The organism is Pseudoalteromonas luteoviolacea, assembly GCF_021654285.1.
GTDB lineage: Bacteria > Pseudomonadota > Gammaproteobacteria > Enterobacterales > Alteromonadaceae > Pseudoalteromonas > Pseudoalteromonas luteoviolacea_J.
The window spans coordinates 97,824-123,445 of record NZ_JAKFZS010000011.1 but is presented as its reverse complement, the minus strand read 5'-3'; the positions used below and the strand labels follow the sequence as shown (position 1 = coordinate 123,445).

24 protein-coding genes are annotated in these 25,622 nt (G+C 42.2%); 9 read left to right on the top strand and 15 right to left on the bottom strand.

The window, feature by feature from the left end:
* The first annotated feature begins 259 nt into the window (after positions 1-259).
* Positions 260-694 carry a hypothetical protein gene (locus tag L1077_RS12435; protein ID WP_237137135.1) on the top strand — a complete coding sequence of 145 codons (435 nt, stop codon included), beginning with the start codon at positions 260-262 and terminating at the stop codon, positions 692-694.
* 37 nt (positions 695-731) lie between these two features.
* Positions 732-3,389: a glycosyl hydrolase family 18 protein gene (locus tag L1077_RS12430; RefSeq protein WP_237137134.1), complete on the top strand. Its 2,658-nt coding sequence runs from the start codon at positions 732-734 to the stop codon at positions 3,387-3,389.
* A 50-nt stretch (positions 3,390-3,439) separates the two neighbouring features.
* Here L1077_RS12430 and L1077_RS12425 read toward each other — a convergent pair whose 3' ends face one another.
* The gene (locus L1077_RS12425; RefSeq protein ID WP_063361840.1) at positions 3,440-4,126 is read right to left on the bottom strand and encodes an XRE family transcriptional regulator; all 687 of its coding nucleotides are present in this window, start codon (positions 4,124-4,126) and stop codon (positions 3,440-3,442) included.
* Positions 4,127-4,396: 270 nt separating this feature from the next.
* On the opposite strand from L1077_RS12425, the gene L1077_RS12420 reads away from it, so the two are divergent.
* A complete protein-coding gene (locus tag L1077_RS12420; protein WP_237137133.1) occupies positions 4,397-4,735 on the top strand; it encodes a helix-turn-helix transcriptional regulator in 339 nt (112 codons plus the stop codon).
* A gap of 401 nt (positions 4,736-5,136) precedes the next feature.
* Positions 5,137-5,919 (top strand): hypothetical protein, encoded by a 783-nt coding sequence (locus tag L1077_RS12415; protein ID WP_237137132.1) that lies wholly within the window; start codon positions 5,137-5,139, stop codon positions 5,917-5,919.
* A gap of 57 nt (positions 5,920-5,976) precedes the next feature.
* Here L1077_RS12415 and lipA read toward each other — a convergent pair whose 3' ends face one another.
* From lipA to leuS, 13 genes are all read right to left on the bottom strand, one after another.
* On the bottom strand, positions 5,977-6,942 hold the full coding sequence (gene lipA, locus L1077_RS12410; RefSeq protein WP_237137131.1) for a lipoyl synthase: 966 nt from the start codon (positions 6,940-6,942) through the stop codon (positions 5,977-5,979).
* On the bottom strand, positions 6,939-7,592 hold the full coding sequence (lipB, locus tag L1077_RS12405) for a lipoyl(octanoyl) transferase LipB (RefSeq protein ID WP_237137130.1): 654 nt from the start codon (positions 7,590-7,592) through the stop codon (positions 6,939-6,941). The genes lipA and lipB overlap by 4 nt, the downstream gene beginning before the upstream one ends.
* Before the next feature lie 12 nt (positions 7,593-7,604).
* Positions 7,605-7,883 carry a DUF493 family protein YbeD gene (gene ybeD, locus L1077_RS12400; protein WP_039611602.1) on the bottom strand — a complete coding sequence of 93 codons (279 nt, stop codon included), beginning with the start codon at positions 7,881-7,883 and terminating at the stop codon, positions 7,605-7,607.
* Positions 7,884-8,045: 162 nt separating this feature from the next.
* The gene (locus L1077_RS12395; protein ID WP_237137197.1) at positions 8,046-9,209 is read right to left on the bottom strand and encodes a serine hydrolase; all 1,164 of its coding nucleotides are present in this window, start codon (positions 9,207-9,209) and stop codon (positions 8,046-8,048) included.
* 147 nt (positions 9,210-9,356) lie between these two features.
* The gene (locus L1077_RS12390; RefSeq protein ID WP_237137129.1) at positions 9,357-10,112 is read right to left on the bottom strand and encodes a septal ring lytic transglycosylase RlpA family protein; all 756 of its coding nucleotides are present in this window, start codon (positions 10,110-10,112) and stop codon (positions 9,357-9,359) included.
* A gap of 3 nt (positions 10,113-10,115) precedes the next feature.
* Positions 10,116-11,222: a rod shape-determining protein RodA gene (gene rodA / locus L1077_RS12385; protein WP_237137128.1), complete on the bottom strand. Its 1,107-nt coding sequence runs from the start codon at positions 11,220-11,222 to the stop codon at positions 10,116-10,118.
* Positions 11,219-13,090 (bottom strand): penicillin-binding protein 2, encoded by a 1,872-nt coding sequence (gene mrdA / locus L1077_RS12380; RefSeq protein WP_237137127.1) that lies wholly within the window; start codon positions 13,088-13,090, stop codon positions 11,219-11,221. Before mrdA ends, rodA begins: the two co-directional genes overlap by 4 nt.
* Positions 13,091-13,097: 7 nt before the next feature.
* Positions 13,098-13,568, bottom strand: coding sequence for a 23S rRNA (pseudouridine(1915)-N(3))-methyltransferase RlmH (gene rlmH / locus L1077_RS12375; protein WP_063361820.1), 471 nt, complete (start codon positions 13,566-13,568; stop codon positions 13,098-13,100).
* A gap of 1 nt (position 13,569) precedes the next feature.
* Entirely contained in the window at positions 13,570-13,887 is a 318-nt protein-coding gene (rsfS, locus tag L1077_RS12370) for a ribosome silencing factor (RefSeq protein WP_063361819.1), read from the bottom strand.
* An 87-nt stretch (positions 13,888-13,974) separates the two neighbouring features.
* A complete protein-coding gene (gene nadD / locus L1077_RS12365) occupies positions 13,975-14,604 on the bottom strand; it encodes a nicotinate-nucleotide adenylyltransferase (RefSeq protein WP_237137126.1) in 630 nt (209 codons plus the stop codon).
* Positions 14,604-15,662, bottom strand: coding sequence for a DNA polymerase III subunit delta (gene holA / locus L1077_RS12360; protein ID WP_237137125.1), 1,059 nt, complete (start codon positions 15,660-15,662; stop codon positions 14,604-14,606). The genes nadD and holA overlap by 1 nt, the downstream gene beginning before the upstream one ends.
* Positions 15,662-16,222, bottom strand: a complete 561-nt coding sequence (locus L1077_RS12355) for an LPS-assembly lipoprotein LptE (RefSeq protein WP_237137124.1) — start codon at positions 16,220-16,222, stop codon at positions 15,662-15,664. The genes holA and L1077_RS12355 overlap by 1 nt, the downstream gene beginning before the upstream one ends.
* A complete protein-coding gene (leuS, locus tag L1077_RS12350; RefSeq protein WP_237137123.1) occupies positions 16,222-18,810 on the bottom strand; it encodes a leucine--tRNA ligase in 2,589 nt (862 codons plus the stop codon). The genes L1077_RS12355 and leuS overlap by 1 nt, the downstream gene beginning before the upstream one ends.
* 343 nt (positions 18,811-19,153) lie before the next feature.
* Here leuS and L1077_RS12345 point away from each other — a divergent pair, with 343 nt between their 5' ends.
* The 4 genes from L1077_RS12345 (at position 19,154) to L1077_RS12330 (ending at position 22,991) form a co-directional block, all read left to right on the top strand.
* A complete protein-coding gene (locus tag L1077_RS12345; RefSeq protein ID WP_237137122.1) occupies positions 19,154-19,612 on the top strand; it encodes a zinc ribbon-containing protein in 459 nt (152 codons plus the stop codon).
* A gap of 46 nt (positions 19,613-19,658) precedes the next feature.
* Positions 19,659-22,070 (top strand): Lon protease family protein, encoded by a 2,412-nt coding sequence (locus L1077_RS12340; RefSeq protein WP_237137121.1) that lies wholly within the window; start codon positions 19,659-19,661, stop codon positions 22,068-22,070.
* Positions 22,071-22,078: 8 nt separating this feature from the next.
* Positions 22,079-22,558, top strand: a complete 480-nt coding sequence (locus L1077_RS12335; protein WP_237137120.1) for an FKBP-type peptidyl-prolyl cis-trans isomerase — start codon at positions 22,079-22,081, stop codon at positions 22,556-22,558.
* 103 nt (positions 22,559-22,661) lie between these two features.
* On the top strand, positions 22,662-22,991 hold the full coding sequence (locus tag L1077_RS12330) for a hypothetical protein (protein ID WP_237137119.1): 330 nt from the start codon (positions 22,662-22,664) through the stop codon (positions 22,989-22,991).
* Between the two features lie 34 nt (positions 22,992-23,025).
* Here the strand turns inward: L1077_RS12330 and L1077_RS12325 are convergent, their stop codons facing one another.
* Positions 23,026-23,649, bottom strand: a complete 624-nt coding sequence (locus L1077_RS12325; RefSeq protein ID WP_237137118.1) for a TIGR04211 family SH3 domain-containing protein — start codon at positions 23,647-23,649, stop codon at positions 23,026-23,028.
* A gap of 328 nt (positions 23,650-23,977) precedes the next feature.
* Between L1077_RS12325 and L1077_RS12320 the strand changes: the two genes are divergently transcribed.
* The gene (locus L1077_RS12320) at positions 23,978-25,495 is read left to right on the top strand and encodes a CYTH and CHAD domain-containing protein (RefSeq protein WP_237137117.1); all 1,518 of its coding nucleotides are present in this window, start codon (positions 23,978-23,980) and stop codon (positions 25,493-25,495) included.
* Positions 25,496-25,622 lie beyond the last annotated feature (127 nt).

The following is a 25,622-nucleotide window of genomic DNA, read 5'->3' as shown; positions in this document are numbered from 1 at the left end:
AATACAGATAGCTAATACGCTTTAGTCCATTATTTTTACTATTTCATTACATTGAGTGTAATTCATGTGATTTTTTTAAAAGTAATAAATTCAGCCTGATAGCGCTTATAAAAAGCGAAAGTTGGATGGAGTTATGCTTTAAGTTCTGCGTAGTTGGTATTTGCTAGTTCCTAAAGCGGGTTGTGTTTTACTTTATATTAGGTACATTGGTGTTAATAACATTAATGATTTTGTTAACTTAATTTGAGGGCCTATAGCAATGTACAAAGCTTTTCGTTCGATATGTGTGCTTCTGACAATAAATTGTGCTTTTTATTCAAACGCTGATGACAGCGCTGTCTCTTCTTCGATAAACGTAAATGAACAGGTATCTGAGCGACGTATTGCAGGTCTTTGGCATGATGTAAACAACAGCAATTTTGCCAATGGCCACTTGATTGTTTCGCAGCAAGGGAATGAAGTGTTTACTGCGCATTATTTAGAATTTAAAGGGACGCCGTTTGTAGAGCATGGCAATGGTGTACGTGAAAAAGACACTATTACGGTGAAGGTTCAGGTAACGCAACAAATTCCGGGATGGACAACAGAGGGTGTCCATACGTTGACTCTGTCCGAGGACGGACAGTATTTGATAGGAGAATACGCTTCAGGGGGAAGTAAGGGTCCGCTGAAGTTTAAAAAAGCAGGTCGATAAACCTGCGTAACAATAAAAACATGTTGAAGGATATAAAATGAAAACATCAAACAAAAGGGCATTAAACCGGGTTAAGCACGCGTTGCTTCTCTCTGGTTTTTTCACCTCTCTTTCTACGCTTGCAGCAGCCCCTGGCGCGCCAAAAGTAGAATGGATGGTTGAAAAACACAGTTTAGTTACAATCACAGATTCACTTGCATACAAAGACGTTTTGGTTGCGCCAAGTGTTGATGTTTCTGTGCCTTGGTCAAAGTGGACTGGGGAAGCTGGTGAAACAGTTAAAGTATTACTTGATGGTCAGGTAGTCCACAGTCGTGTATTAACTGAAGTCGGCAGCTCGCAATCGGGTGTAGAAACATTAACATTTACCAAAGGCGGTAAATTCAACTTAACGGTTCAACTGTGTAATATTGATGGTTGTAGTGACAGCACCAATAATAAAGTGCTTGTGGTGGCAGACACTGCGGGCAGTCACCTAGATCCTTTACCGATGAAAGTGAACGATCCTCGTTTTCCAATCGAGATGACTAACCGCTCTTATGTTAATACAACAGGCAAAGTGGTCGCGGCATATGCCGCGGAATGGTCTGTGTATCGTGTTGAAGGGATGGATTATTACATCGATAATATCCCTGCGGAAAACCTGACGCATATTTTTTATGGGTTTGTTGCGATTGCCGGACCTAACGAGTCGTTCAAAAAGGAAAACCCGACAGGTTATGACACCTTTCAACGTGTTACAGCCGGTCTGAGCGATTTTGAACTTGCGCCACCTGATCCTTGGGCGGCGTATATGAAGCCTGTCGGCGATCAGGTAAACCAAGATGCGATAAAAGGTAACTATGGCCAGATGATGGCACTTAAGCAGCGTTATCCTGATCTGAAAATAATTCCATCTATCGGCGGTTGGACGCTCTCTGATCCTTTCTATTTTATGGCAGACGATGCTAAGCGTAAAACATTTGTTGAATCTTGCCGTCAGTATTTAAGAACATGGCAGTTCTGGGATGGTATTGATATCGATTGGGAATTCCCAGGCGTCGCGGCAGCAAACCCGAACTTAGGGTCTCCAAGTGATGGTGCGACGTACATTAAGTTGATGAAAGAGCTTCGTGCGATGTTGGATGAAGAGGAAGCGCGTACAGGTCGTAAGTATGAACTTACTTCTGCGATTAATGTCGGTTTTGATAAGCTTGAGAAAGTGAATTACGGCGAAGCGATTAAGTATATGGACTACATTTTAATGATGTCCTATGACTACTTCGGCGCATGGGATTTAGAAGGCCTAGGTCACCAAACAGCAGTATATCCCTCAGATTTTAAACCTTCAGATGTACGTACCACGCAGTACAATCTCAAGACAGGTATTGATTTACTTAAAGCACAAGGCGTGCCTGGCAATAAGTTGATCGCAGGTATTGCCATGTATGGTCGTGGTTGGACTGGTGTTGAACATACGCCTGGTACACACCATATGCAAGGTAAAGCAACTGGTCCTTCAGCACCGGCAGATGCATTTAAGCTAGAACCTGGTACCTTGATGTATGCCAATATCGCACAGTGGGCAAAACACCCTGACTGGGAGTACCACTATGATACGGTTGCGCAAGCACCATATATCTACCGACCTAGTACGGGGGATCTGATCTCTTATGATGATCAAAAGTCGATTAAGGCAAAAGGTGAGCTTGTATTCCAAGAAGGCCTAGCTGGTATGTTCGGTTGGGAGATCGATACTGACAATGGCGATATTTTGAACTGGATGCACGAGTCACTTGGTCACCCTCTCGTGGACGGCTCTAATCGTGCACCTGTTGTGAATGCTGGCGCGGATCAAAGTGTGTTATCAGGTTCTGTGGTTAAACTGGCTGCCTCAGCGAGTGACGCAGATAATGACGCACTTACTTATCAATGGCAGCAAGTGTCAGGCCCTGCGGCTACTTTAGGCGTCACCAGTGCATTGAACCTAGAATTTGTCGCGCCTGATGTGATAGGCGAAGCAACGGTAACTTTACGTTTTAGTGCCAGCGATGGCAAAGGCGGAAATACCAGTGACGAAGTTGTGATCACAGTTCGCGACAGTGTTGTAAACACACCACCAGTGGTGAATGCTGGAGCAGATCAACAAGTTGAATCAGAAACAGCGAGTGTCGTGTTAGATGGTAGCGCAACGTCAGATGCAGATGGTGATGTTTTAACATATACATGGTCTCAGGTTTCTGGCACAGCTGTTGTACTGGCTGGTTCAGATACCAATCAAGCTAGTTTTGCAGCGCCTCAAGTATCACAAGCAGAGCAATTGGTATTCCAGTTGAGTGTATCTGACAATGGTGTTGATAACTATACTGATACAGTAATCGTTACAGTTACACCAAAAGGCGCCGGTGGTCATCCAGCTTATGATGCTCAAGCGGTTTACAACACCGGCGATCGAGTGAGTCATTTTGATCAAGAAGTAAAGCAAACACTTGTTTGGGAAGCTAAATACTGGGTTTCTGGTGTGGAGCCAACGCGTTTTGCTGACGCATGGACTTTGATCACTCAAGCTGAATTTCCATGGCACATTGATGTTGCTTACAATGCAGGTTCAGAAGTGAATCATTGTGACGCTGCTAACTCATGTGCACGTTACAAAGCATTATGGTGGACCAAAGGTGATGAGCCAGGTAAAAGCAGTGCATGGCAAAAACTCTAATTAAAATATGTGTGGGCTGACAGTCCACACATTAACCCATAGGAAAAGATTTAAGTGAGATCTTTTCCTATCCATACCACCTTCCCAATGATCTCAAGTTGCTCCATTTCATCAGGTTTTACGACTTGCTCAACATATTCTTTGTTGTCGCTGATAAGCCTTACTGACCCGTCTAGATACTGTTGCAAGCGCTTTGCGTATAGCTCTTCCCCGAGTCTAACTACATAAATTAGGCCTTCACTGAGTTTCTTGTCACTTAAGTCGACCAAAATTGTATTGTTGTTATGAATGGTGGGCTCCATAGAGTCGCCTTTGGCAAAAACAACGGCTAGTTTACTTTTTTCAAGGTTTTTGTATTCAAGCCACTTTTTTCGAAATGCGAGATGTCTTGAAACTTGAGTTTGGTCATTAAATGCACCATGCCCTGTACTTACAGATACGTGGTAACCAGGAACTAAAGCAAAGGCATCATTAAATTCATCTAATTTTACGACTGGATGTAATGACTCAACATCCTCTACACCACTTTCTGTGCCAGTGATAAGCCATAATAGGTTTACCTGCGCTTCATTGGCTATTCGTTCAATGATGCTCAGTTTAGGATCTTCGCCTTTTAAAATACGACGCAGTGTACCTTCAGAAACATCAATTTTTGACGCAAATGCCCTAATACTATGTGGTTTAATCGCTTCCTCGACTCTCTCAGCCAAGGTATTGAGGTAACTTACTCCGTCCATAATGGGTTCTATTTCCTATATCACATTTGTTTAAGCGTCATGTCAGACATTATAGGGAGGTTTAAAAGTAAACTCAATGCAATTTTTTACGCATTATTAAATTCAATTACGGTTGTGGTGCGTAGTATTTTAATCTATACTTATTAAAAAATTACGCATTCGAGCCTTTTAATGGTTCAGTATGCATTAATTACGGTAAGTTATAACAGTTAGTAGGGCACCTCTGGGTGCAGACGTACTCACTTGCGTAAAAAAATAAGGAAAGTGAACATGGCCAAACACCTTACATTCAATACCCAAATGAAAGCTCGTTTATCTCAGCACTTGGTGTCTGCTCAAAGTAGTGCTGATATAAGCCCCCAACCATCTAAGTTAATTCGTACGCCAAAAGGTGCACAGTTATTAAAGTATGCGAGAAAGTGCAGGGGATATACGCAGGCTGAATCAGCAGCTTGTTATGGTATTGAAGAGCGGACTCTAAGGCGATGGGAAAATAATGAATATAATCCTCGTTGGAATGATGTGATTTCATTGATTGAAGATGTTTACCTGATGGACATCACTCAAGTGATTGAAGGTGTGCGAAATGATCCTGAGTTGATTGCGTAAAATATGACGCACATACCAAATGATATCGATTATTTTATTTATTACGCATTTAGAGTAGGTGCGTAATAACCAGTTGTCAAAGGAGGATTGCACTTTGTTGCTAAATGAAATGGATGCACTTAGTTATTTGTAAAATATTGATGATGATTACTAGTGGGTTTCATAGGAATACTAGTGCGTGATTATGAAGGGTTATGAAATACTTTTTATCAACTAATTATTTTAAAAAGGTACTCACCTAACAGGTTAAAAAATTTGGATAAATTCTCAATTTTTACGATGATTTCGACCATCATCATGTTTTTTGTAATAGAAGGAACTGGCTGATAAGTTGTAGTCATCAGATAGCTGAGTATGTAGTACAGACTATACCGATTTCTCTCAATGAAAAGGAAATTGTCATGTCTTTATCTAAACTTTCGATTGTATTTGGTACGTTAATGACGAGCTTGAATGCGGTTGCTCTTGCGCAAAATATTGCTGACGAAGATGGCTTTGAACGGTTAACACACTATACTGAAGGCCCTGTGAGTCATGTTCTGATCACCAGTGAACATGCCCACAAGTTAACGCTCAATGTGCAGCTTAGAGATGAGTTCAGCCGCTGTTATAACGCCAACGTTTATTCTAACGAAACCCATAATAACCTCGCAAATTTAAGCTTGTCTGTGGATGTGGATTCGACGCAGAGCTTGACGTTAGAGGCGGATCTGCATGATGAAAATGCATTGCAGGCATCCAAAACGGTGCATATTAACTGTCTTGATGGCGACGGCATCGATTACAACGTGTTGGTCAATGTGCCAGGCGCTCCAATTGTGGATTGGCAGGTAACACTAGAGCCTGAAGGTAAGTTTATTTATCAGCCATATTCATACGGATACCACTCAGCATATCGTATTCGCAGTCGCTTAAGTGTGAATAATCAAAACACACAATCTTACTGCTCAACAGTAGCGAATCGAGGCGTGTCATTAGGTCTGTTCCATGGGGAAGATCGCAAAGGGCCATTTCACTCAGATGTGTTTATTAAAAATGAGGTGTTAACAAACCCTGCCCACCAGGTTTTGTATCAAATTATTGAATGTGAAAATGCGGCGGGTAAAACCATGGTTGTTAAAGTGTTTAACCTAACGAACCCTAATATCATCCACCTGTGGGAAGACCAAATAATTGTAAAATAGAAAATTAGCCACAAAAAAAGCAAGCTCAGGCGCTTGCTTTTTTTGTGTGACGTAAAGTTATTTTACTTCTTTACCGGCCGCTTGTTGGTCTGCGTGGTAACTTGAACGAACAAACGGGCCACATGCTGCGTGTGAAAAGCCAATTTCATCAGCGTAGTCTTTCAGTGCGTCAAACTCTACTGGTGGCACGTAGCGCTTAACTGGCAAGTGGTGCTTCGAAGGTGCCAGGTACTGTCCAACAGTTAACATATCCACGTTGTGTTCACGTAGATCTCTTAATACTTCTTCAATTTCAGAGATCTCTTCACCTAACCCCACCATTAAACCAGATTTGGTCTTAACTTCTGGGTGTGCTTCTTTGAAGCGGCGTAGTAACTCTAGAGACCATTTATAATCAGCACCTGGACGTGCTAATTTGTAGAGTCTAGGCGCAGTTTCCAAGTTGTGGTTAAATACATCAGGTGGCGTTTCGGTTAGGATCTCAAGTGCTCTATCCATACGGCCACGGAAATCAGGGACTAGGATTTCAATGGTGATCCCCGGATTATGCTTACGGATCTCTCTGATACAGTCTGCAAAATGCTGTGCGCCGCCATCGCGTAAGTCGTCGCGGTCTACTGAGGTAATTACCACGTACTTAAGTTTCATGTCTTTAATTGTCAGTGCAAGCTTTTCTGGCTCAGCTGCATCAGGCTTTAATGGGCGACCGTGTGCGACATCACAGAATGGGCAACGACGAGTACAAATAGCGCCTAAAATCATGAATGTTGCTGTACCGTGGTTAAAGCACTCAGATAAATTGGGACAAGATGCTTCTTCACAAACTGAGTGTAAGCCATGCTTACGCATTGCGCTTTTAATACCTTCAATTCGCTCACTTGATTTTGGTAAGCGGATCTTAAGCCACTCAGGCTTACGGAGCATTTGCTCTCGCTCAGTTGGTAGTACTTTGACCGGAATTAATGCCATTTTTTCGGCATCGCGTAATTTTACACCCGGCTCCATTTTGACTGGTTTACTCATTCGTTCTCAAACCCTTCAGTGTGAACAACATGCTCAGCGTTAATGCGCTTAAGCATATGCTTAATAAGCCCGTTACCTGCTTCTTCAAGCGTAGCAGGCCCATTTAAATCGCTAGTTTGTATCATCTCCATGCCTGCATAGCCGCATGGGTTAATACGCAAAAATGGACTCAGGTCCATGTTGACATTGAGTGCAAGTCCGTGGAACGAGCAGCCTCGTCTAACTCTTAAGCCCAAAGAAGCAATTTTGCAATTGTTGACATAAACACCTGGCGCATCAGCTTTAGCATAGGCATCGATATTGTACTCTTGCAATGATTCAATAATGGTCTCTTCAAGCCAAGTAACCAGTTCTCTTACGCCAATTTTCAGGCGGCGTAAATTGAACAAAACGTACATCATCTGCTGGCCAGGTCCGTGATAGGTCACCTGACCGCCTCTGTCGACTTTAACAACAGGGATATCACCCGGAGCGAGTACGTGCTCCGCTTTGCCAGCTTGCCCCTGTGTAAAAACAGGGCTGTGTTCAACTAACCAAATTTCGTCGGCCGCTGAGTCATCACGCTGATCAGTAAAGTGCTGCATTTTTTGCCAAATAGGCTCGTAACTTTGTCGCCCAAGGTGGCGAATGATGACATTATGGTTGCTCATGGACTTCCTTCACTACAGTACGTAACGAACAGCTTCGATACTACCTAGCTCAGTGTATATCTGCTCAATGTGCTCTTTTGACGTCACTGTTGCAACCAAAGTGACAGATTCGTATGTGCCTTTGCTACTCGGTTTAACCTTTGGCGCATAATCGCCAGGCGCAATGGCTTGCATTTTGGTAAGAATCTGATCGGTTAGATCAACATTAGCCAAGCCCATGACCTTAAAAGTAAACGGGCAGGGAAATTCTAAGTACTCATCAAACTTAGTGTTTTTTACAGGTGTTACCACGACGGTTTCCTCACTACAGATACTAAGCAATGATTGTGTAATGTGAATTGTTTTCACTTAGGCATCATTACCTCAATAATGGCGGCATTCTATCATTTTTATGGCAAAAAAAAACGCCTCAAATAGAGGCGCTGTTGCTTTATATACGTACTAGATACAGGGTTATTGCATGATCTGTAAACGTAAGTAGTCGTAAATGCGGCTGAAGAAACTGCCTTCTTCAATTTCTTCAAGTGTGACGAGTGGATACTCGGCAATATCTTCACCGTCTAGTTGCAAGAATAGCGTACCTACAGTACTACCTTTAGCAAGTGGGGCAGTCAGCGTTTGGTCTAACTCAAAATGTGCTTTTAAGTTTTTGCGCTGACCACGTGGAATAGTAATTGGCGTATCTTGCGTGATACCCAAAGAGACTGTTTCTTTATTACCCATCCAGATGCGCTGATCGGCGAAGCTGTCACCAGCTTTGTAAGGTGTGATTGTTTCAAAAAATCTGAAGCCGTAGTTTAATAGCTTTTTACTTTCGACTTTTCTGGCTCTTTCGCTTTCAGTACCCATGACAACTGCGATCAATCTCATATCGCCTTTGGTTGCTGAAGTGACTAAGCTATAACCCGCTTCCGCAGTATGGCCAGTTTTAATACCGTCAACATCTAAGCTTGCATCCCACAATAGTGAGTTTCGGTTATATTGTTTAATGCCGTTAAAAGTAAATGACTTTTGCTTGTACAGTGCATATTCTTCAGGTACATCACGAATAAGTGCGGCACCTAAAGTTGCCATGTCTCTTGGTGTTGTATACTGTTCTGGCGCATCTAAACCGTGGCTGTTAATAAAGAAGCTGTTGGTCATACCTAGCTTTTCAGCATGTGCATTCATTAAGTCAGCGAATGCACTCTCGCTGCCAGCGATGTGTTCGGCCATGGCAACACACGCATCATTACCAGATTGAATGATAATACCGTGGTTTAAGTCGTCAACACTGACTTTTTTACCGACTTCGATGAACATTTTTGATGATTCAGGGAAGTTTTTCGCCCAAGCTTTTTCGCTGATGGTCACCATATCTGTTGGCGCGATGTTGCCAGCTAGAATTTCAGTACCAATAACATAGCTGGTCATCATTTTTGTTAAACTAGCAGGCAAAAGCTTGGTATCCGCTTCACCCTCTGCAATCACTTTACCGGTTGTAAAGTCGACGAGGAAATAACCTTTTGCACTCATTTGCGGTGGAGAAGGTATGATCTGTGCGCTTGCCGAAAATAATGACAAAGAACACACGACACCAAGGATTTTTTTAACTACTTTTGGTTTAAATACTGTCATCATGCTCGCTTTTTAATTTAGTTTGGGCAGTGACTTGCTTTTGCACTACCCAGCAGGTTTTATTTTTGTTCTACATGCCATTCAGTATACTTACATGTTGGCTTTAAGTCGCGGAACAAAAATTACGTAATTCAGATTACGAATATTTTAAAGTTCATATTCGCTATAAAGCAAGAAGGCTTTGTTAAATTCACCTTCTTGTAAGGTTTTTAGCACCTTTTGTGCTGTTTGGTCATCTAAAATCGGTCCAAGTCGCAATTTGTAAAGATTATCTTCAAAAGCGATAGGGGTACCTAATTCAAATTTATTAGACAACTGAGAAGCCAACGCCTTCACATTTTCCATGTTACTGCCAGCTGCAACTTGTACATACGTCAAACGTGGATTTTTACGGTCAATAGTAATGGCTTCAATCTTAACCTCCGCTGTACCTTGCAAATGGTATCCAAGCTTGTAAGCGGCTGCATAAGAGAGATCGATGATTCGGTCGTCATGAAATGGGCCGCGGTCATTTACTCTGACAATTGCGCTGACATTATTTGCTAAGTTAGTGACTTTAACAAAACTAGGTAAAGGGAGTGTTTTGTGCGCAGCTGTCATATCAAACATATTGAAGGTTTCACCATTGGAGGTGTAGTAACCATGAAATTTGCGTCCATACCATGATGCTGTCCCTGTCTGTGTAAAGCCTTTTTCATCTGAGATAGGGGTATAACTTTTGCCCAGTACAGTATAAGGTCGACCCGCACTGACGCTTTTTGGTTCGTTGGTAACTTTTGCATCTTGCATTTCAAGCTCGGTCGGCGCACGTAAAGGCGCCTTATCTTGGCTTGTATGGTATCTGCTGCTACAAGCGCTCAAAAGTAAAATGGCACTTAAAGGGAGAAGTAATGTTTTATTCATAGATTATTTTAGTAGCATTTTTTTATCTGTTGCTATCGCCATGATGATACCGAAACCAGCCATCAGTGTAACCATTGAGGTACCGCCATAGCTGATAAGCGGTAAAGGTACGCCAACCACGGGCAATAATCCTGAGACCATTCCAATGTTGACAAAAATATAGACGAAAAATGTGAGTGTGAGCGCCCCAGCGAGTAATTTACTAAATGCCTCTTGTGCATTGACTGCTATGTATAGCCCTCTACCAATGATAAATAGATAAACACTCAATAGCATAACAACGCCAAGCAAGCCGAATTCTTCGCTTAGTACTGAGAATATAAAATCTGTGTGGCGCTCAGGTAAAAACTCAAGTTGGGACTGTGTGCCATGTAACCAGCCTTTTCCTTCAATGCCACCGGAGCCGATGGCAATTTTTGACTGAATAATATGATAACCGGCGCCGAGAGGGTCGCTTTCGGGATCGAGTAAGGTCAAGACTCGCTGCTTTTGATACTCGTGCATGACAAAGTGCCACATGGCAAATGCACCGGGGATGGCCAATAGGACGCTGCTGCCGATCAATCTCCAGCTTAGACCAGATAAAAATAAAACAAAGATGCCTGAGCTTGCAATGAGCAGAGAAGTGCCTAAATCTGGTTGCTTTTGAATGAGGATAGTAGGTACCAGCACAATGGCAAAGCCAATAAAGATATGTAAGATTTTGGGTGGTAACTGCTGCCGACCAATGTACCATGCTACCATCATGGGTACGCCCAATTTCATGATTTCTGAAGGCTGAAAACGTGTAATGCCAATGTCTAACCAGCGCTTAGCACCGTTAATCGTAATACCAAAAAAGAATACGCCGATAAGCATGATCAACCCCACTGTATAGAGCGGAAATACTAGTCTCTTGAGCGTATTTGGTGAGATTTGAGCCATCACAAAAAGTGCAATAATAGCACCGAGCATGCGAGTTGCATGGCGAGCCATCATATCCATGTTTTGACCGCTGGCACTGTAAACGACCGCAAGGCTTCCAGCCATCATGACGAGTAGTGCGATAAGTAATGGCAGGTCAATGTGAATTCGTTGCCAGAACGAGCGTCGTTGCCTTAATTGATTCATTTACCCTCCGTATGACTTGGGTAAGTTTCGAAGTAATAATCCATGAGCTTTCGCGCAATTGGTGCGGCAATGGTTGAACCGCCACCTTGGTTTTCAACAATCACGGTAACGACGATACGTGGGTCATTGTATGGAGCGAAGCCAACATAAATGCCATTATCTCTGTGCTTTTCTTTGAGGCTTTCTGCGTCGTATTCTTCACCTTGTGCGATACTGACAATTTGAGCTGTCCCTGTCTTTCCAGCCGGATCATAAGTCGCCCCTAAGAAAGCTTTATGGGCTGTACCTCGGGCTTTTTTCACTGTGTTGTGCATCGCATCCAAAGCTATCTTCCAATGGTGCGGATTTTTTAATACGACGGGCGGTTTTTCTTCCGTGTACATTTGCTCAACATCATTGTCTTGCTTTGCAACTTGCACCAAGTGTGGAGGGCGGTGTATCCCTTTGTTCACTAAAATTGAAACGGCGTTGGTAATTTGCATAGGTGTAGCCGTCCAATAACCTTGCCCTATGCCGACAGATATGGTGTCGCCAGGCCACCAAGATTCTTTAAAGCGTTGGCGTTTCCACTCTGTGGTTGGCATGATGGCAGCTGTTTCTTCATGAATATCAATACCGGACAGATCGCCAAAGCCAAACTGACTCATAAAGTTACTGATTTTTGTGATGCCAAGCTTATAAGCGGTCTCATAGAAATAGGTGTCGCAAGATTGTTCTATTGCTTCATAGACATCAACATGTCCGTGTCCCCACCTTAACCAGTCACGCCAGCGGTGTTCTACATTAGGAATTTGGAAGAAGCCGGGGTCCCAAATTTTGGTTTCCTCTTTTACGATACCTTCCTCTAATGCCAAAATGGCAAGGTGTGGCTTCACGGTAGAAGCAGGTGCATACCTACCTTGCGTTGCGCGATTGATCAAAGGTCTGTCAGGGTTGAGCAGCGCTCGGTAATCTTTGCTGCTAATGCCATGTACGAATAAATTGGGGTCATAGCTTGGATTTGAATAGAGGGCTAAGATCCCGCCATCTTTAGGGTCCATCACCACGATTGCGCCCCTAACGCCTTCAAGCACTTCTTGGGCTATTTTTTGTAAACCAATATCCAAGGTGAGCACCAAATCTTCACCAGGTTTCGGGTGCTCGATACTGAGAGAACGAATAATTCGACCGCGGTTATTGACTTCAACACGTTGCGAGCCAACTTGGCCATGCAGGCGCTGTTCGTAGAACTTTTCTATGCCTAACTTGCCAAAATCATGTGTGGCGCGGTAATTCTTAGCAAGCCCTTGAGATTCTAGTTCACTGAGCTCTTTTTTATTGAGTCTGGAGACATAGCCCAGCGCATGCGTCAGTGCATCACCGTATGGGTAATGTCTGGCAAGTCTGGCTTCAACACTGAAACCAGGGAAACGGTGCTGGTTAACGGAAAAAATTGCTACTTCTTGTTCATTCAGGCGGGCCTTTAAAACTTGGCTTTTAAAGCGCCTAGAGCGACGATTACTTTTTATGATGGCGTTTTTTTGTGTATCGGTAATGCTGATAATTGCACCGAGCTGCTCTAAAGATTGCTCTAGATCTGTTACTTGCTCTGGGATCACTTCAAGATTATAAACAGGCCTGTTTTCCGCAAGTAAGACGCCATTTCTGTCGTAAATTAAGCCACGATTTGGCGCGATAGGAATGACCTTTATCCGGTTATCATTCGAACGCGTTTGATAGGTCTCGTGCTTCTCAACTTGCAGAGTATAGATGTTATTAAGAAGCACTCCGATAAGGAGCACGACAAAAACAAAGCCAACAAACGCGCGGCGCGCAAATAAATTGGCTTCAGCGCTGTGGTCGCGGATCGTTGGCCGGTTTTTTATCATGAAATACTTATTCTCTGTGATAAGGGTGGTTGTTGTTTAAGCTCCAACCACGATAGAGGCTTTCAGCTACGACAATTCTTACCAGCGGATGAGGCAGAGTTAGGTTGGAGAGTGACCACTTTTGCTCTGATGCAGCAATACACTCTGGTGCCAGCCCTTCAGGTCCACCAATCAGTAAACTGACATCACGGCCATCCAGCTGCCATTTTTCCATGTTGTTCGCCAATTGATGTGTATCCCAAGGTTTTCCCGTGACTTCTAGGGTAACGATCCTATTGCCTTTTGGGATTGCTGCGAGGGTTTTTTCACCCTCTTGTTGCAAGATCCGTTTGATGTCAGCGTTCTTACCGCGTTTACCCGCAGTAATTTCAATCAGCTCTAGTGGCATGTCTTTGGGGAAACGGCGTTGATATTCTTTGAACCCCGTTTCAACCCATGCAGGCATTTTTGTACCAACAGCGATTAACTGAATTTTCACACTAGCCCCAAAGCTTTTCTAAGTCGTAAAAATCACGCGTTTGGTCTTGCATAACGTGTACAACAACATCACCGAGGTCGACAAGCACCCATTCACCACTGTCTTGTCCTTCGTGGCCAAGTGGTGTTTCACCGGCATGACGTGCTTCTTTTGCGACGTGCTCAGCAATAGATTGAACATGACGTTTTGAGTTGCCAGAACAAATGACCAAATAATCTGTGATGGAAGATGTTTCTCGCACATCTAGCTTTACAATATCACGGGCTTTCATATCGTCGACTTTATCAAGCGCAAAGTCTAATAGTTGTTTTGAATCCAAATCAGGGTCTCTTTACAATATACACTTCAAATAAGGGCGCAATTCTAACATGATTTCCAACAGAATTCCCAAGCGGATCAGCAGCGATTAATGCGCGTACAACCCATTCTTATTAATATAAGCTATGACTTTCGGTGACAGCCAAGGTTCAATGGATTTACCAGATTTTATTGCTAAGCGTATTTCACTGGAAGCCGCGGAAAATGTTTGACCAGTTAAAAAATAGCACTTACCAGCTGTAGCTTGTTGCAAAGATGCTGGAGCGGATACTTGCGCCTTTGCTAAATATGATGCCAATTGCTCACAAGGCGCATATGTATCCCCTGGTCTTGCGTAAACAACAATGTGGCAAAGTTGGGTGATTGCTTGCCATTGATACCAGGTGTGTAAGCTGTTGAATGAGTCCATACCCATTAAAAAGGCGATAGGGGTATCTGGGTGCTCATTTCTTAGCTCTTGCAGGGTTAAAACTGTATATGAAGGTTCTGTCCTAACAATTTCTCTGGTATCTATAGCGAATTTAGGCTCAGTCTCTGTTGCCAGTTTTAACATGGCTAGACGATGCTCTGTGGTGATGCTAGGCCCTTGTTTATGAACGGGCGTGGCATTAGGTATAAAGGACAAAGTACTCAAAGAAAGCTCATTCAAGCACTGCTCTGCCATATTGATATGGCCTAAATGAATAGGATCAAAGGTGCCACCAAATAGTGCTATCATTACCGGGCCGCTCCAATTTGATTGCTCTCATCAGAAAATGGCATTGGGAAGTTAACCGGTTGACAAAAACTTAAGGCAATATGGGCCAAACCTTGGAAGGGCGCACTGAGCAAGTTGCTTTTATATGCAGAGTCAAATTGTGCCAGTAAAGTAATGATGGTTTCTAGCTGTGTTATTGGTAATCTATCCAACGCCTGTTGCGTTGATGCTTGCTGATTTTTCCAAATATTATACTGCTTAAACAGTTGATTAATTGGCTGACCTTGGACTAACGCGCGTTTAATGTTTAAAAGTGTTTGTGCTTGGTTTTGGATAGTCCATGCAACGCTGGTTGGCTCGATATTATCTTTGGCCAACTTGTTCAGTATTTTAATAATGTATTTTGCATTACCTTTGAGTAAGCCGTCATTTAAATCAAAAATATCAAATTTAGCTTGGTTTAACAGCCCGCTCATTAACTGCTGTTGGTCGATAAGTGCATCTTTATGAAGCAAAGACAGTTTTTCTAGTTCTTGAGAAGTAGCGAGCAAGTTTCCTTCGGTTGCAAGTAGAAGGCTGCGTTTGGCATCACTTTTTAGGTTCACCTTTAATCGCTTACATTCTTCATCCAGCCATTTCTCTAAATGGTAGCCAGTTAATGCGTAACAAGGGACAAACAACCCTTTTTTATCGAGTGCTTTGAACCATGCAGAACGTTGAATATCTTGGCTGGCTTTTGCGCCTTTTAAGATGAGGATAACATCTGGGTTGATACTCGCCGCGAGTTCTTTGAGTATGTTTACACCTTGTGTTGGCGGTTTTTGTTGGTTTAGGTCGAGTTCAATGATCGTTCGAGCGCTGAACAAAGACATACTGTTGTATTGTGCGATTAACTCTTGCCAGTCGAAGCCTGGCAGCAGGGCAAACTTAATTACTTCGTCAAAACCTTGTTTTTTAGCCGCTTGACGAATATTGAGCACACAGTTGTTTTCTTGGAATGGCTCTTCGCCAAATACCAGATAGAATGGGTGCAGGTCTTTACTTAATTGACCTGCTAATTGATTTGCATAACAGCGCATTAGAGTTGTGATAGTTCGCGAATAATTCGTTTGGTGGCAAGCTTACGCATTTCACCAAGAATAATTTCTAACTCTTTTGATTTAGCAAGCGAGTTAGTGGGATCATCTTGATAATTACGATATAACTCAAAGCTTTGTTCAATAGGGTCTTGATCAGGGCGTACGAGACGGTATGACACTTTATAAGCAAGTTCATACTGAGCAACCTGGCCATTTGGAAACAAACTTAATGTTTGCCTATTTAGTTCATCTTGATATAAGTGCAGCTCTGCAGTGTACTTTGTTTGTTTATGTTCAATTTGGTCGTTAATTTTTACTTGTGAACGTTGTAACTCGTACTTTAGCTGTTCGAATAATGCAGATTTCTGGTCATCTCCAGTGAGGTGCAACACTCTTAAATCTTCTGGGATATAAGACGCTTGCTTGAGGTGAAAACCACAGCCAGAGACAGCAAAACAGACCAGCAAAATTGCCAGTCCGTTTTTAATGTCTGCAAGCGAGCGAACAGCGGAGCCAATTTGGCCCGCTGTTGAAATGACTTGCTGAACAAAGCCAATCATTAGTTTGCAACCACATTGAGTAGTTTGCCAGGTACATAAATTACTTTACGGATGTTTTTTCCGTCAGTGAATTTAGTTACGTTTTCTTCGGCAAATGCAATCGCTTCTACCTGCTCCTGAGTTGCATTAGCTGCGACAGTGAGTTTTGCACGAAGCTTGCCGTTAACTTGAACAACAATAAGCTTTTCGTCTTCAACTAAAGCACTTTCATCGACAACAGGCCAAGATGCATCTAATACATCACCTTCATGGCCAAGTTGTAGCCATAACTCGTGACACATATGCGGCGTAATTGGCGCCAACATAATGATAATCGCATTGAGCGCTTCATTTGCAAGCGCGATATCTTGTTCGTTTTCAAGTGGCGCTTTAAGCAGTTTGTTTGACAGTTCCATGATTGCAGCAATTGCTGTATTGAACGTTTGGCGACGCTCAACATCATCAGAAACTTTAGCAATGGCTTTATGGATTTCACGACGTAGTGCTTTTTGGTTGCCAGAAAGCTTGCTTAGGTCAAGGTCTGCTTTACCAGCATTTTTCACATCAACTGCATATTTCCATACACGGCGAAGGAATCGCTGTGCACCTTCAACACCAGAATCAGACCATTCAAGCGTTTGCTCAGGCGGCGCTGTAAACATCATAAATAAACGAACAGTATCTGCACCGTATTGTTTAATTACAGTTTGTGGGTCAATACCATTGTTCTTAGACTTAGACATCTTACCCATGCCCGCAGACATCACAGGCTCGCCATCGTCTTTGTGCCATGCTTTGATGATACGGCCTTTGTCGTCTTTTTCGGTTTCCACATCAAGTGGAGAAATCCAGATATCACCGCCTTTTTCGTCTTTGCGGTAATAAGTATCAGCCAGTACCATGCCTTGACATAGTAGACGCTCAAACGGCTCGTCAGAATTAACTAATCCGAAATCTCTTAGTAACTTGTGGAAGAAGCGAGAGTAAAGTAGGTGCAATATTGCGTGCTCAATACCACCAATATATTGGTTAACAGGTAACCAGTAGTTAGCAGCGCCTGGCTCTAGCATCCCTTCATCATAACGAGGGCTGCAGTAACGTGCATAGTACCAAGAAGACTCCATAAAGGTGTCGAATGTATCTGTTTCATGGAATACTTGCTCGCCATTCACAGTTGCTTTTGCCCACTCAGGATCTGCTTTGATTGGTGACGTTACACCATCCATCACGACATCTTCAGGTAGGCGAACTGGCAGCATATCTTCAGTTGCAGCAAGCTCAGAGCCATCTTCTTTATTTAGCATTGGGATTGGAGAACCCCAATAACGTTGACGGCTTACACCCCAATCACGAAGACGGAAGTTTACTTTGCGCTTACCTGCATTTTGAGCTTCAAGCTTATCTGCAATCGCATTGAAAGCCCCGTCAAAGTCAAGACCATCAAACTCACCAGAGTTGATGAGCACGCCTTTTTCAGTGAATGCTTCTTTGGCTAAATCAGCTGACTGTTCAGCGTCTGCAGAAGGGCTGATAACTTGTTTGATTTCAAGGCCGTAAGCGGTCGCAAATTCATAGTCGCGTTGATCATGACCTGGTACAGCCATCACCGCACCAGAGCCATAATCCATCAATACAAAGTTGGCGATCCAGATTGGTACTTCTTGGCCTGTTAATGGATGAATCGCAGTAAAGCCTGTCGCGATGCCTTTTTTGTCCATTGTTGCTAAATCAGCTTCAGCCACTTTGGTATTTTTACACTCATCAACAAAGGCAGCAACTGCTTCGTTATTTTGTGCAGCTTCCAAAGCAATTGGGTGACCTGCCGCAACAGCAACATAGGTTACGCCCATGAATGTATCAGGACGTGTTGTGTATACGGTGAAGCTTTCGTTGTTGTCAGCGCGTTTGAAATCGATCTCTAAACCTTCAGAGCGGCCAATCCAGTTGCGTTGCATGGTTTTTACTTGCTCTGGCCAGTGATCTAGTTTGTCTAAATCGTCTAATAGCTCTTGTGCATAATCAGTAATTTTAATAAACCACTGAGGAATTTCTTTTTGTTCAACGAGTGCACCTGAACGCCAACCGCGACCATCAATAACTTGTTCGTTCGCAAGTACTGTTTGATCAACGGGATCCCAGTTTACTGTAGACATTTTTTTGTATACTAAGCCTTTTTCGTAAAGCTTAGTGAAGAACCACTGTTCCCACTTGTAGTATTCAGGGTGGCAAGTCGCAATCTCACGGTCCCAATCGTAGCCAAAGCCTAATTGCTTTAACTGACCACGCATGTAATCGATATTTTCGTAGGTCCACTTTGCTGGTGCTGTATTGTTTTTAATTGCCGCATTTTCTGCAGGTAGGCCGAATGCATCCCAACCCATTGGCTGCATGACATTTTTGCCTTGCAAGCGCTGGAAGCGTGACACAACATCACCGATCGTATAGTTACGGACATGGCCCATGTGGAGTTTACCACTTGGGTAAGGGAACATAGACAAGCAGTAGTATTTTTCTTTGCTTTCGTCTTCGACTACTTTAAATGTTTTGTTTTCTTCCCAATAGGATTGAACCTTGGGTTCGATTTCTTGTGGGTTGTATTGCTCTTGCATTGACGTTTCCAGACTTCTTGCAAACTGATTGTAAAATTGGTCAATAGCATACCCGAAAACTAAGCTTGATCACAGCGTCTGATAAGCATTTTCAGCTGATTAATTCTATTTTAGTGGATTTCGATTGGTTTCACTCTTTGCATGCTAAAAAGTAACTTGATGTAGGCTCAATGGCCCTTTCTCAAAGGTGCTCTATACTTGGTTGATATATGCAAAACTATCCAACACAGGTTGTGATGACTTCACAAGCCAATTGCTTCAACAGCTAGTTAGCATGATATTCGGATTTTTATCGGAGTAGCGTAGGCAATTAAATGTGAAGTGTCGTTGAGTAGGGGGCGGCATGGCAGATTATCAACAATGGCTAAGTGACTTTTCTAAATGGTGTAAAGATGTCAAAGAACATGAACTTAAAAAGTTGATGGAGGACTTTTTACAAGAAGAGGAAAAGTGGCGGCAGTTTGGGAAGAACAAGTTAAGTGATTATCGGCACTATTTTAAACGTGACCTACATCATGTTTCTGAGTTTCAAGATCATTATGAAGGCGTGGCGTGGGAAGAGTTCAAAGAGTCAATTTTATATGAACTGGCTTATTTAGAAGATAGGACTCAGCTTGAGTGGCATGCACTGATGAATGATTTTGCGCATGACGGTATTTATAAAGAGGGTGAATGGATAGCTTTGGGGCAATTAGTGTGTAAGAATTGCGGCAACAAAATCGATGTTTATCACTCTATTGAAATAAAAGCGTGCAGCGAATGTGGACATGATACGTTTTCAAGAAAAGCGCTCACGCCTTAGCCAAAGTGCTTTGATTTTACTAAGGTGAACAATAAAGAAATCAGGAATGACTAAAACAAATAAGCCACTGAGTTCGGATCAATTGACTCCGACTGTCTCTTTGCAGCATATACGTTCATGTATGCAAAACCCCTATCCAGAGTCTTTACCTTTTATCGGCCAGCAACGCGCGCAGAGCGCGCTTGACTTTGCGCTTGGTATGGAGCTACCCGGTTACAATGTTTTTGTCATGGGCGAAGCGGCCACAGGGCGCTTTACCATGGTCAAAGACAAACTAGAGGCGCACAGTAAGACTCGCCCGACGCCAAAAGAGTGGCTATATGTAAATAACTACGACGATCACCGAGAGCCGATAACTATGTTTATGCAGCCTGGCGAGAGTCGGCAGCTCGCTGATGATATTGATGCATTTTTAGATGAAGTAGTTGATACGTTCCCTGCTGCATTCGACAACCCTGGCTATCAGCGTAAGAAAAAGTCAATCGATAGAGATTTTGACAACAAATATAATGCAGCACTCACAGCCGTTGAACAGTTAGCTATACAAAAAAGTGTTGTAATGCTTGAAGAAAATGGTGCTGTGAGCTTTGTTCCTGTGGTGAATGGCAAGCAGCTCGATGACAATGAATTTGCCGCTTTGAGTGAACAGGCGCAGACACAGTTTTACGATGCGATTGACGAGTTAGAAGATGGGTTAATTGAGGCATTAATTGAACTTCCTAGATGGAAAAGAGAGTCTTCTGAAAAGCTTAGAAAATTAAAAAAAACTACTATTGAGCTGGCAACGAAACCACTTTTAAAGGCGCTTGAACATAAATATGCTAGCCATATTGGTGTTATTCGATATTTAAAAGATTTGCGTGTCGAAATAGTTGAAGCTGTCTTGGACTGGTTGGATGATGATTCAGCCGGTACGGACGAGCAAAAAGATGACTTTGATGCCAAAGGTATGCTCACAGACTTTTTTGCGCCAAATATTCTAATCGAATACAAAGAAGGTGCGCCAGCACCAGTTGTTTATGAGCCGAATCCGACGTTCGGTAATATTTTTGGCAAAATTGAGTATGAAAGTGCTCAAGGGTCGTTAATCACAAGTTATCGCTCCATTCAAGCAGGGGCTTTGCATCGAGCTAATGGCGGTTACTTAATTATGGATGCGGAGAAAGTGCTGTCATCGCCACAAGTGTGGGATGGGTTGAAACTTTCATTGAAAACGCATCAGATAAAAAATGACTTGCCATTTCAAGATAGCTCTGTGGGTAGTAGCTTCACGCTAAAACCTCAGTTAATCCCGATGGATGTGAAAATCATTTTGCTCGGTTCCAGAGATCTTTATTACACCATAAGTGAGTATGATGAAGAGTTTGGTGAGCTGTTTAGAGTACTGGCTGATTTTGATTATTACTTACCGTCAAGCGATCGATTGCAATATCAGTTTGTCAGCAAAGTACAAGAATATTGCGAGCAAACTCTGAACTGTAACCTATCTGCCGAAGCGTTGATCAGATTGTTAAAATTCAGCTATCGTCAAGCTGAACATAGAAGTAAATTATCTGCCCGTTTTGCGGATGTGTTAGAACTTGTTGCAGAAGCCAGTTATTACGCAAAGCAGGATAACGCAGAGACCATAGATGAGCATCATATCAATGAAGCATTAGTTGGCAAGCAATATCGTACGGGTCAGCTGAGTGAAAATATGCTGAGCGACATTGAAGAGGGTCACACCTTGATTGCCACACAGGGCAAAGCGGTTGGCAAAGTCAATGGCCTGACCGTACTCCATATTGGTGATACTGCTTTTGGTACCCCTGCGAGGATCACTGCGACAGTGTATGCGGGCTCTGATGGCGTCATTGATGTTGAGCGTGAAGCTGAGTTGGGCAAATCAATTCACTCTAAAGGTGTTATGTTGCTTACTGGTTATCTAGGTAATAAATACGCGCAGCGATTCAGTTTAACTTTAAGTGCAAATATTGCGATTGAACAAAGTTATGGTTATATCGATGGTGATAGTGCGTCTTTAGCGGAATTATGTGGTTTGATTTCTGCGATCACGCAACTTCCAATTGATCAATCTTTGGCCTTAACGGGATCTATTAACCAGCATGGAGAAGTACAAGCGGTTGGTGGCGTGAACGAAAAAGTGGAAGGCTTTTTTAAGTTATGTAAAATGCGAGGCTTAACTGGGAGTCAGGGGGTAATAGTACCTCATTCGAATTTGATTAATCTGGTTTTAGAGGATGAAGTTGTTGAAGCTATAGAGCGCAAAAAATTTCATTTATTTGCAGTTAAAAGTGTTGATGAGGCGCTCGAGATTCTGATGGGTGAAGAAGCTGGATACCTCATTGAAGGCTTATACCCTCAAGGTACAATCAACCAGTTGGCGCTGGAAAGGCTTGAGCAAATAGCACAAGTTGTAAATGGTGATGAAAAAGAATCATCTGAAGACAGTGAGTAGGAGTAGTTATGTCTGTGACAGGTATTGTAGTTACGGTTTTAGTGCTTGGGTTGGTATGGTTTATTTATAGTGGAAACCAAAAGCAAAAAAAAATTGCAGAAATTAATCGACAAGATGCGCAAGCTTTCTTAAAAGATAATACTGAAAAAGTAGGTGTCATTACCACCGATAGTGGGTTGCAATATGAAGTAATCGAAAAAGGGGAAGGGGATGTTTTTCCCACAATGAACGACAGTGTGCGTGTACATTACCACGGAACTTTGTTAAACGGCATGGTGTTTGACAGTTCAGTTGAACGAGGACAAGCGATAACCTTTACCCCCAAACAGGTTATTGAAGGCTGGAAAGAAGCGCTTCAGCTTATGGTGGTTGGTGATAAATTTAGGCTCTATATTCATCCGGATTTAGGATACGGAAATAAATCTGCCGGTAAAATTGGTGCTGGATCGTTGCTTATTTTCGATGTCGAACTTATCGCTATAAACTAAGTTGCATTACACTTGTTGTTTCTCTATTGTTAATTTCAGCTTGCAATTTACTCGATTTGTTATTTTAATGGGAACAGGTATCGTCATGGCAAGGAGGTGATACTTGACATATCTGTTTTTGATATTAGCCAATGTTGCAGGGGTGTTGATTTGTAGGAAAGTGAGCAGTCACAAATTAAGTATAATAGAGGGCTACTTTTCTTCAGCTTATCCCAACTTTTATAGACGACTTTCGTCTGATAGATTTGATATTGGTAAAAAATACTCGTTTGTTTATAACTTAGCTGAGTTTTCATCGGCGGGTGAATTACAAAACTTAAACGATGCAAAGTTAAAAGAGCACGTCTTTGAGCTACATTTAGCCGATATAGGCGTGGTTTTTTTCTCTGTCGGCTCGGCACTTTTTTTATCTATTTTGGTTTTAGGTATATAAAAAAACCCACTTTGGCTGCCAAAGTGGGTTTTTCTTAGCTCCAACCATCATACCTTTTTCGTCTGGATAAAAACAAAGTTAGGATCACGCCTAAAATTAATCCCGAAAGTGCAATACCGCCACCATACGAAAGAAGTTTATGTTGTTCTTGCTCGACCTTGTTCTGATTTGATTCAATTTGCTGTTGAAGTTGTGCGTTGAGATCTTTTATGGTGTTTTGCAATTCAATATTTTGAGTTTCTAGTAGTGCATAATCATTTTGTAAGCTAGGCACCGACTCTTCTAAACTATCAAGCTGTTGCTGAGCACTTGCTAAAGAAGTATTTAAGTCTATCACTTGCTGTCGAAGACCAGCTTCAGCAGTAACAAACTTTGATTCAACCCAACCACTTCTATTTTTATTGTCAATAATCCTGACGAAATTGTTTTCCTGTTCATTGGTTATCTGGATGGAGGCACCCGCCTCTACAGAGCCTAGAATACGGTAATTTTTTCCAGGGCCGGAGTGTAAAAACAGGTAGAGATTATCAACGATAAAGCCGTTAGGTGTTATCTGTTGTGCCGCTTGTTCAGTGGTGCTTGTATTATCATTATCTTGCGCACTGAGCGTAAGGGGCGAAAAAACAAGCAGAAGTGGCAATGCGAGGTACTTTATCATTCGCGAGCCCTTATTTTTTAAGGTTTGTATGAATTTATGAAAATAGTATGGCTTTAAAAAGCGCTTGGCAAGGGCTTAAAGCTTAATCGTCATTTTTTATTTCAAATCAAGCAGTAAAATGAATTCGATCTGAACATGGCTCGTTTGGATCTTGTGGGAATAATACCCTCACGATGTTGTTAGTAAATGAACTGGCAATATTTAAGGTACTTAACAAGATGTGGTGATTTAACTTCATTTCTCCATTGTTTATAGTAAAAAGATTGCAAAAATAGGTGTCATTGTATATTTTGAACCTTCTCATATTATATAGGTAACCTACCCCCTGATGGACACTGAAATAGAACTGAAGTTTTTAGTTTCAGATAATGAAGTTCCGCTTATTCCTGCATTGATCACACAGTTTGCGAAGCGGGTCAATAATAAGCCAGCTAAAAATTTAGAAAATGCATATTATGACACACCTAGTAGAGAGCTGAGAGCTCTTGATATTGGTTTAAGAACACGTTGCATGAACAGTGACTGTGAGCAGACGATTAAACTCTCAGGGGAGGTGATCGGGGGCCTTCACCAACGTCCAGAGTATAACCTGCCGTTAAAATCGAGAAAGCCAGACCTATTTGCATTTGATTCTAATATTTGGCCAATGGGAATGAGATTAGAGTCTGTTGCTGAAAACATTTTCCCTATATTTAGCACTAACTTCATTAGAAGAACCTGGCTCATTGAGACCGAGGCCGGTAGTCTGATCGAGGTTGTCTTAGATAAGGGGGAGATCTGCGCTAGTGGTAAATCAGAATCAATCTCTGAACTTGAATTTGAATTGGTTGAAGGAGAGCGCTCAGATCTATTTTTATTAGCTGAGCAACTTGTGTCTCAAATAGGTGTGAGACTAGGGTTTTACTCAAAAGCTGCAAGAGGGTATCGCTTAGCAGATGATAAACCTTTACAACCGAATGCAGAAATTGGATTTGTGTCACTCTCTACAGATATGAATCAAGAGCAAGCTTTTATAAAAACGATTAACTATGCTATTGAACTAATTCAAAAACATGAGCAGTGCTATCTCAATGACCCGAGTTTGAAAACACTGAAGCGCATCATTGATGGTGTACGTTTAATAAAACATGCATTTTGGCTATTCGAAGAGTTTGTCACCAGAGAAACCACAGACACTTTACGCAAAGAGCTTAAATGGCTGCTAGGTGAGCTCGATTGGGTAGAAAGTGCAATTTATTTAAAAACTTATACCTCTAAGAGGCACGCATATTATAAGCGTATTCACAGTGCACCAGAGCTTTCTGATGTTATAGGTGATTTAAAGCGTGTACAACCGACAAAAACTGATTTAGAGGACCTTTTTCATTGTCCAAGGTATAATAAGCTACTACTCTCACTTACGCGATGGTTGATTGAAAAAAATTGGCGACAGCAATGGGATCAAAATGCAATAAACGCAGCGCAAAGTAGTATCAGAACAATGGCTAAGAAAACTTTCGATGGTGAATGGAAAAAGCTTCGTAATCTATATCCGGAAAAGTCTCAGATGGGCGTATCAGATTATATTCAGACGCGAACCAGTATTGAAGAAATGTTGTTGAGTGGGAGCTGTTTCGGTGCCTTATTTAATGAAGAGTCAAGAATAGACTTTCGTGCTCCGTGGATGGATATTCTATCGGGTGTCTATGAATTAGAGACTCTACATTATTTGAAGCAGCTATGTGAGGGGCAAGAAGCCCAACCTTTCTCAGATATACTCACTTGGCTACAGCAGAAATCAGATTTTTTAATCAGTGCAATGGAGCAAAGTAGACGAGCAACTGTGAGTTGTGAGCCTTATTGGTAAGTCTCCTATTTTTATAAAGGCGTGATCACACGCCTTACTTCATAATTACTTGCGCAGTTCGCTAGCGTAATCTCTTTTACATTCAAAGAGCTTGTATATAAGCATGCTTCATAATTAGTGTCATGTA

Excerpts from the sequence above, each read along its gene's own strand:
- mrdA (WP_237137127.1), bottom strand. The coding sequence starts at position 13,090 with ATGATAAAAAACCGGCCAACGATCCGCGACCACAGCGCTGAAGCCAAT.
- L1077_RS12345 (WP_237137122.1), top strand. The coding sequence starts at position 19,154 with ATGGCAGATTATCAACAATGGCTAAGTGACTTTTCTAAATGGTGTAAA.
- lipB (WP_237137130.1), bottom strand. The coding sequence starts at position 7,592 with ATGAGCAACCATAATGTCATCATTCGCCACCTTGGGCGACAAAGTTAC.
- L1077_RS12320 (WP_237137117.1), top strand. The coding sequence starts at position 23,978 with ATGGACACTGAAATAGAACTGAAGTTTTTAGTTTCAGATAATGAAGTT.
- L1077_RS12425 (WP_063361840.1), bottom strand. The coding sequence starts at position 4,126 with ATGGACGGAGTAAGTTACCTCAATACCTTGGCTGAGAGAGTCGAGGAA.
- L1077_RS12395 (WP_237137197.1), bottom strand. The coding sequence starts at position 9,209 with ATGACAGTATTTAAACCAAAAGTAGTTAAAAAAATCCTTGGTGTCGTG.
- L1077_RS12325 (WP_237137118.1), bottom strand. The coding sequence starts at position 23,649 with ATGATAAAGTACCTCGCATTGCCACTTCTGCTTGTTTTTTCGCCCCTT.
- L1077_RS12420 (WP_237137133.1), top strand. The coding sequence starts at position 4,397 with ATGGCCAAACACCTTACATTCAATACCCAAATGAAAGCTCGTTTATCT.
- L1077_RS12390 (WP_237137129.1), bottom strand. The coding sequence starts at position 10,112 with ATGAATAAAACATTACTTCTCCCTTTAAGTGCCATTTTACTTTTGAGC.
- L1077_RS12355 (WP_237137124.1), bottom strand. The coding sequence starts at position 16,222 with ATGATTGGCTTTGTTCAGCAAGTCATTTCAACAGCGGGCCAAATTGGC.
- L1077_RS12430 (WP_237137134.1), top strand. The coding sequence starts at position 732 with ATGAAAACATCAAACAAAAGGGCATTAAACCGGGTTAAGCACGCGTTG.
- leuS (WP_237137123.1), bottom strand. The coding sequence starts at position 18,810 with ATGCAAGAGCAATACAACCCACAAGAAATCGAACCCAAGGTTCAATCC.
- nadD (WP_237137126.1), bottom strand. The coding sequence starts at position 14,604 with ATGATAGCACTATTTGGTGGCACCTTTGATCCTATTCATTTAGGCCAT.
- L1077_RS12335 (WP_237137120.1), top strand. The coding sequence starts at position 22,079 with ATGTCTGTGACAGGTATTGTAGTTACGGTTTTAGTGCTTGGGTTGGTA.
- lipA (WP_237137131.1), bottom strand. The coding sequence starts at position 6,942 with ATGAGTAAACCAGTCAAAATGGAGCCGGGTGTAAAATTACGCGATGCC.
- L1077_RS12435 (WP_237137135.1), top strand. The coding sequence starts at position 260 with ATGTACAAAGCTTTTCGTTCGATATGTGTGCTTCTGACAATAAATTGT.
- L1077_RS12340 (WP_237137121.1), top strand. The coding sequence starts at position 19,659 with ATGACTAAAACAAATAAGCCACTGAGTTCGGATCAATTGACTCCGACT.
- L1077_RS12415 (WP_237137132.1), top strand. The coding sequence starts at position 5,137 with ATGTCTTTATCTAAACTTTCGATTGTATTTGGTACGTTAATGACGAGC.
- holA (WP_237137125.1), bottom strand. The coding sequence starts at position 15,662 with ATGCGCTGTTATGCAAATCAATTAGCAGGTCAATTAAGTAAAGACCTG.
- rodA (WP_237137128.1), bottom strand. The coding sequence starts at position 11,222 with ATGAATCAATTAAGGCAACGACGCTCGTTCTGGCAACGAATTCACATT.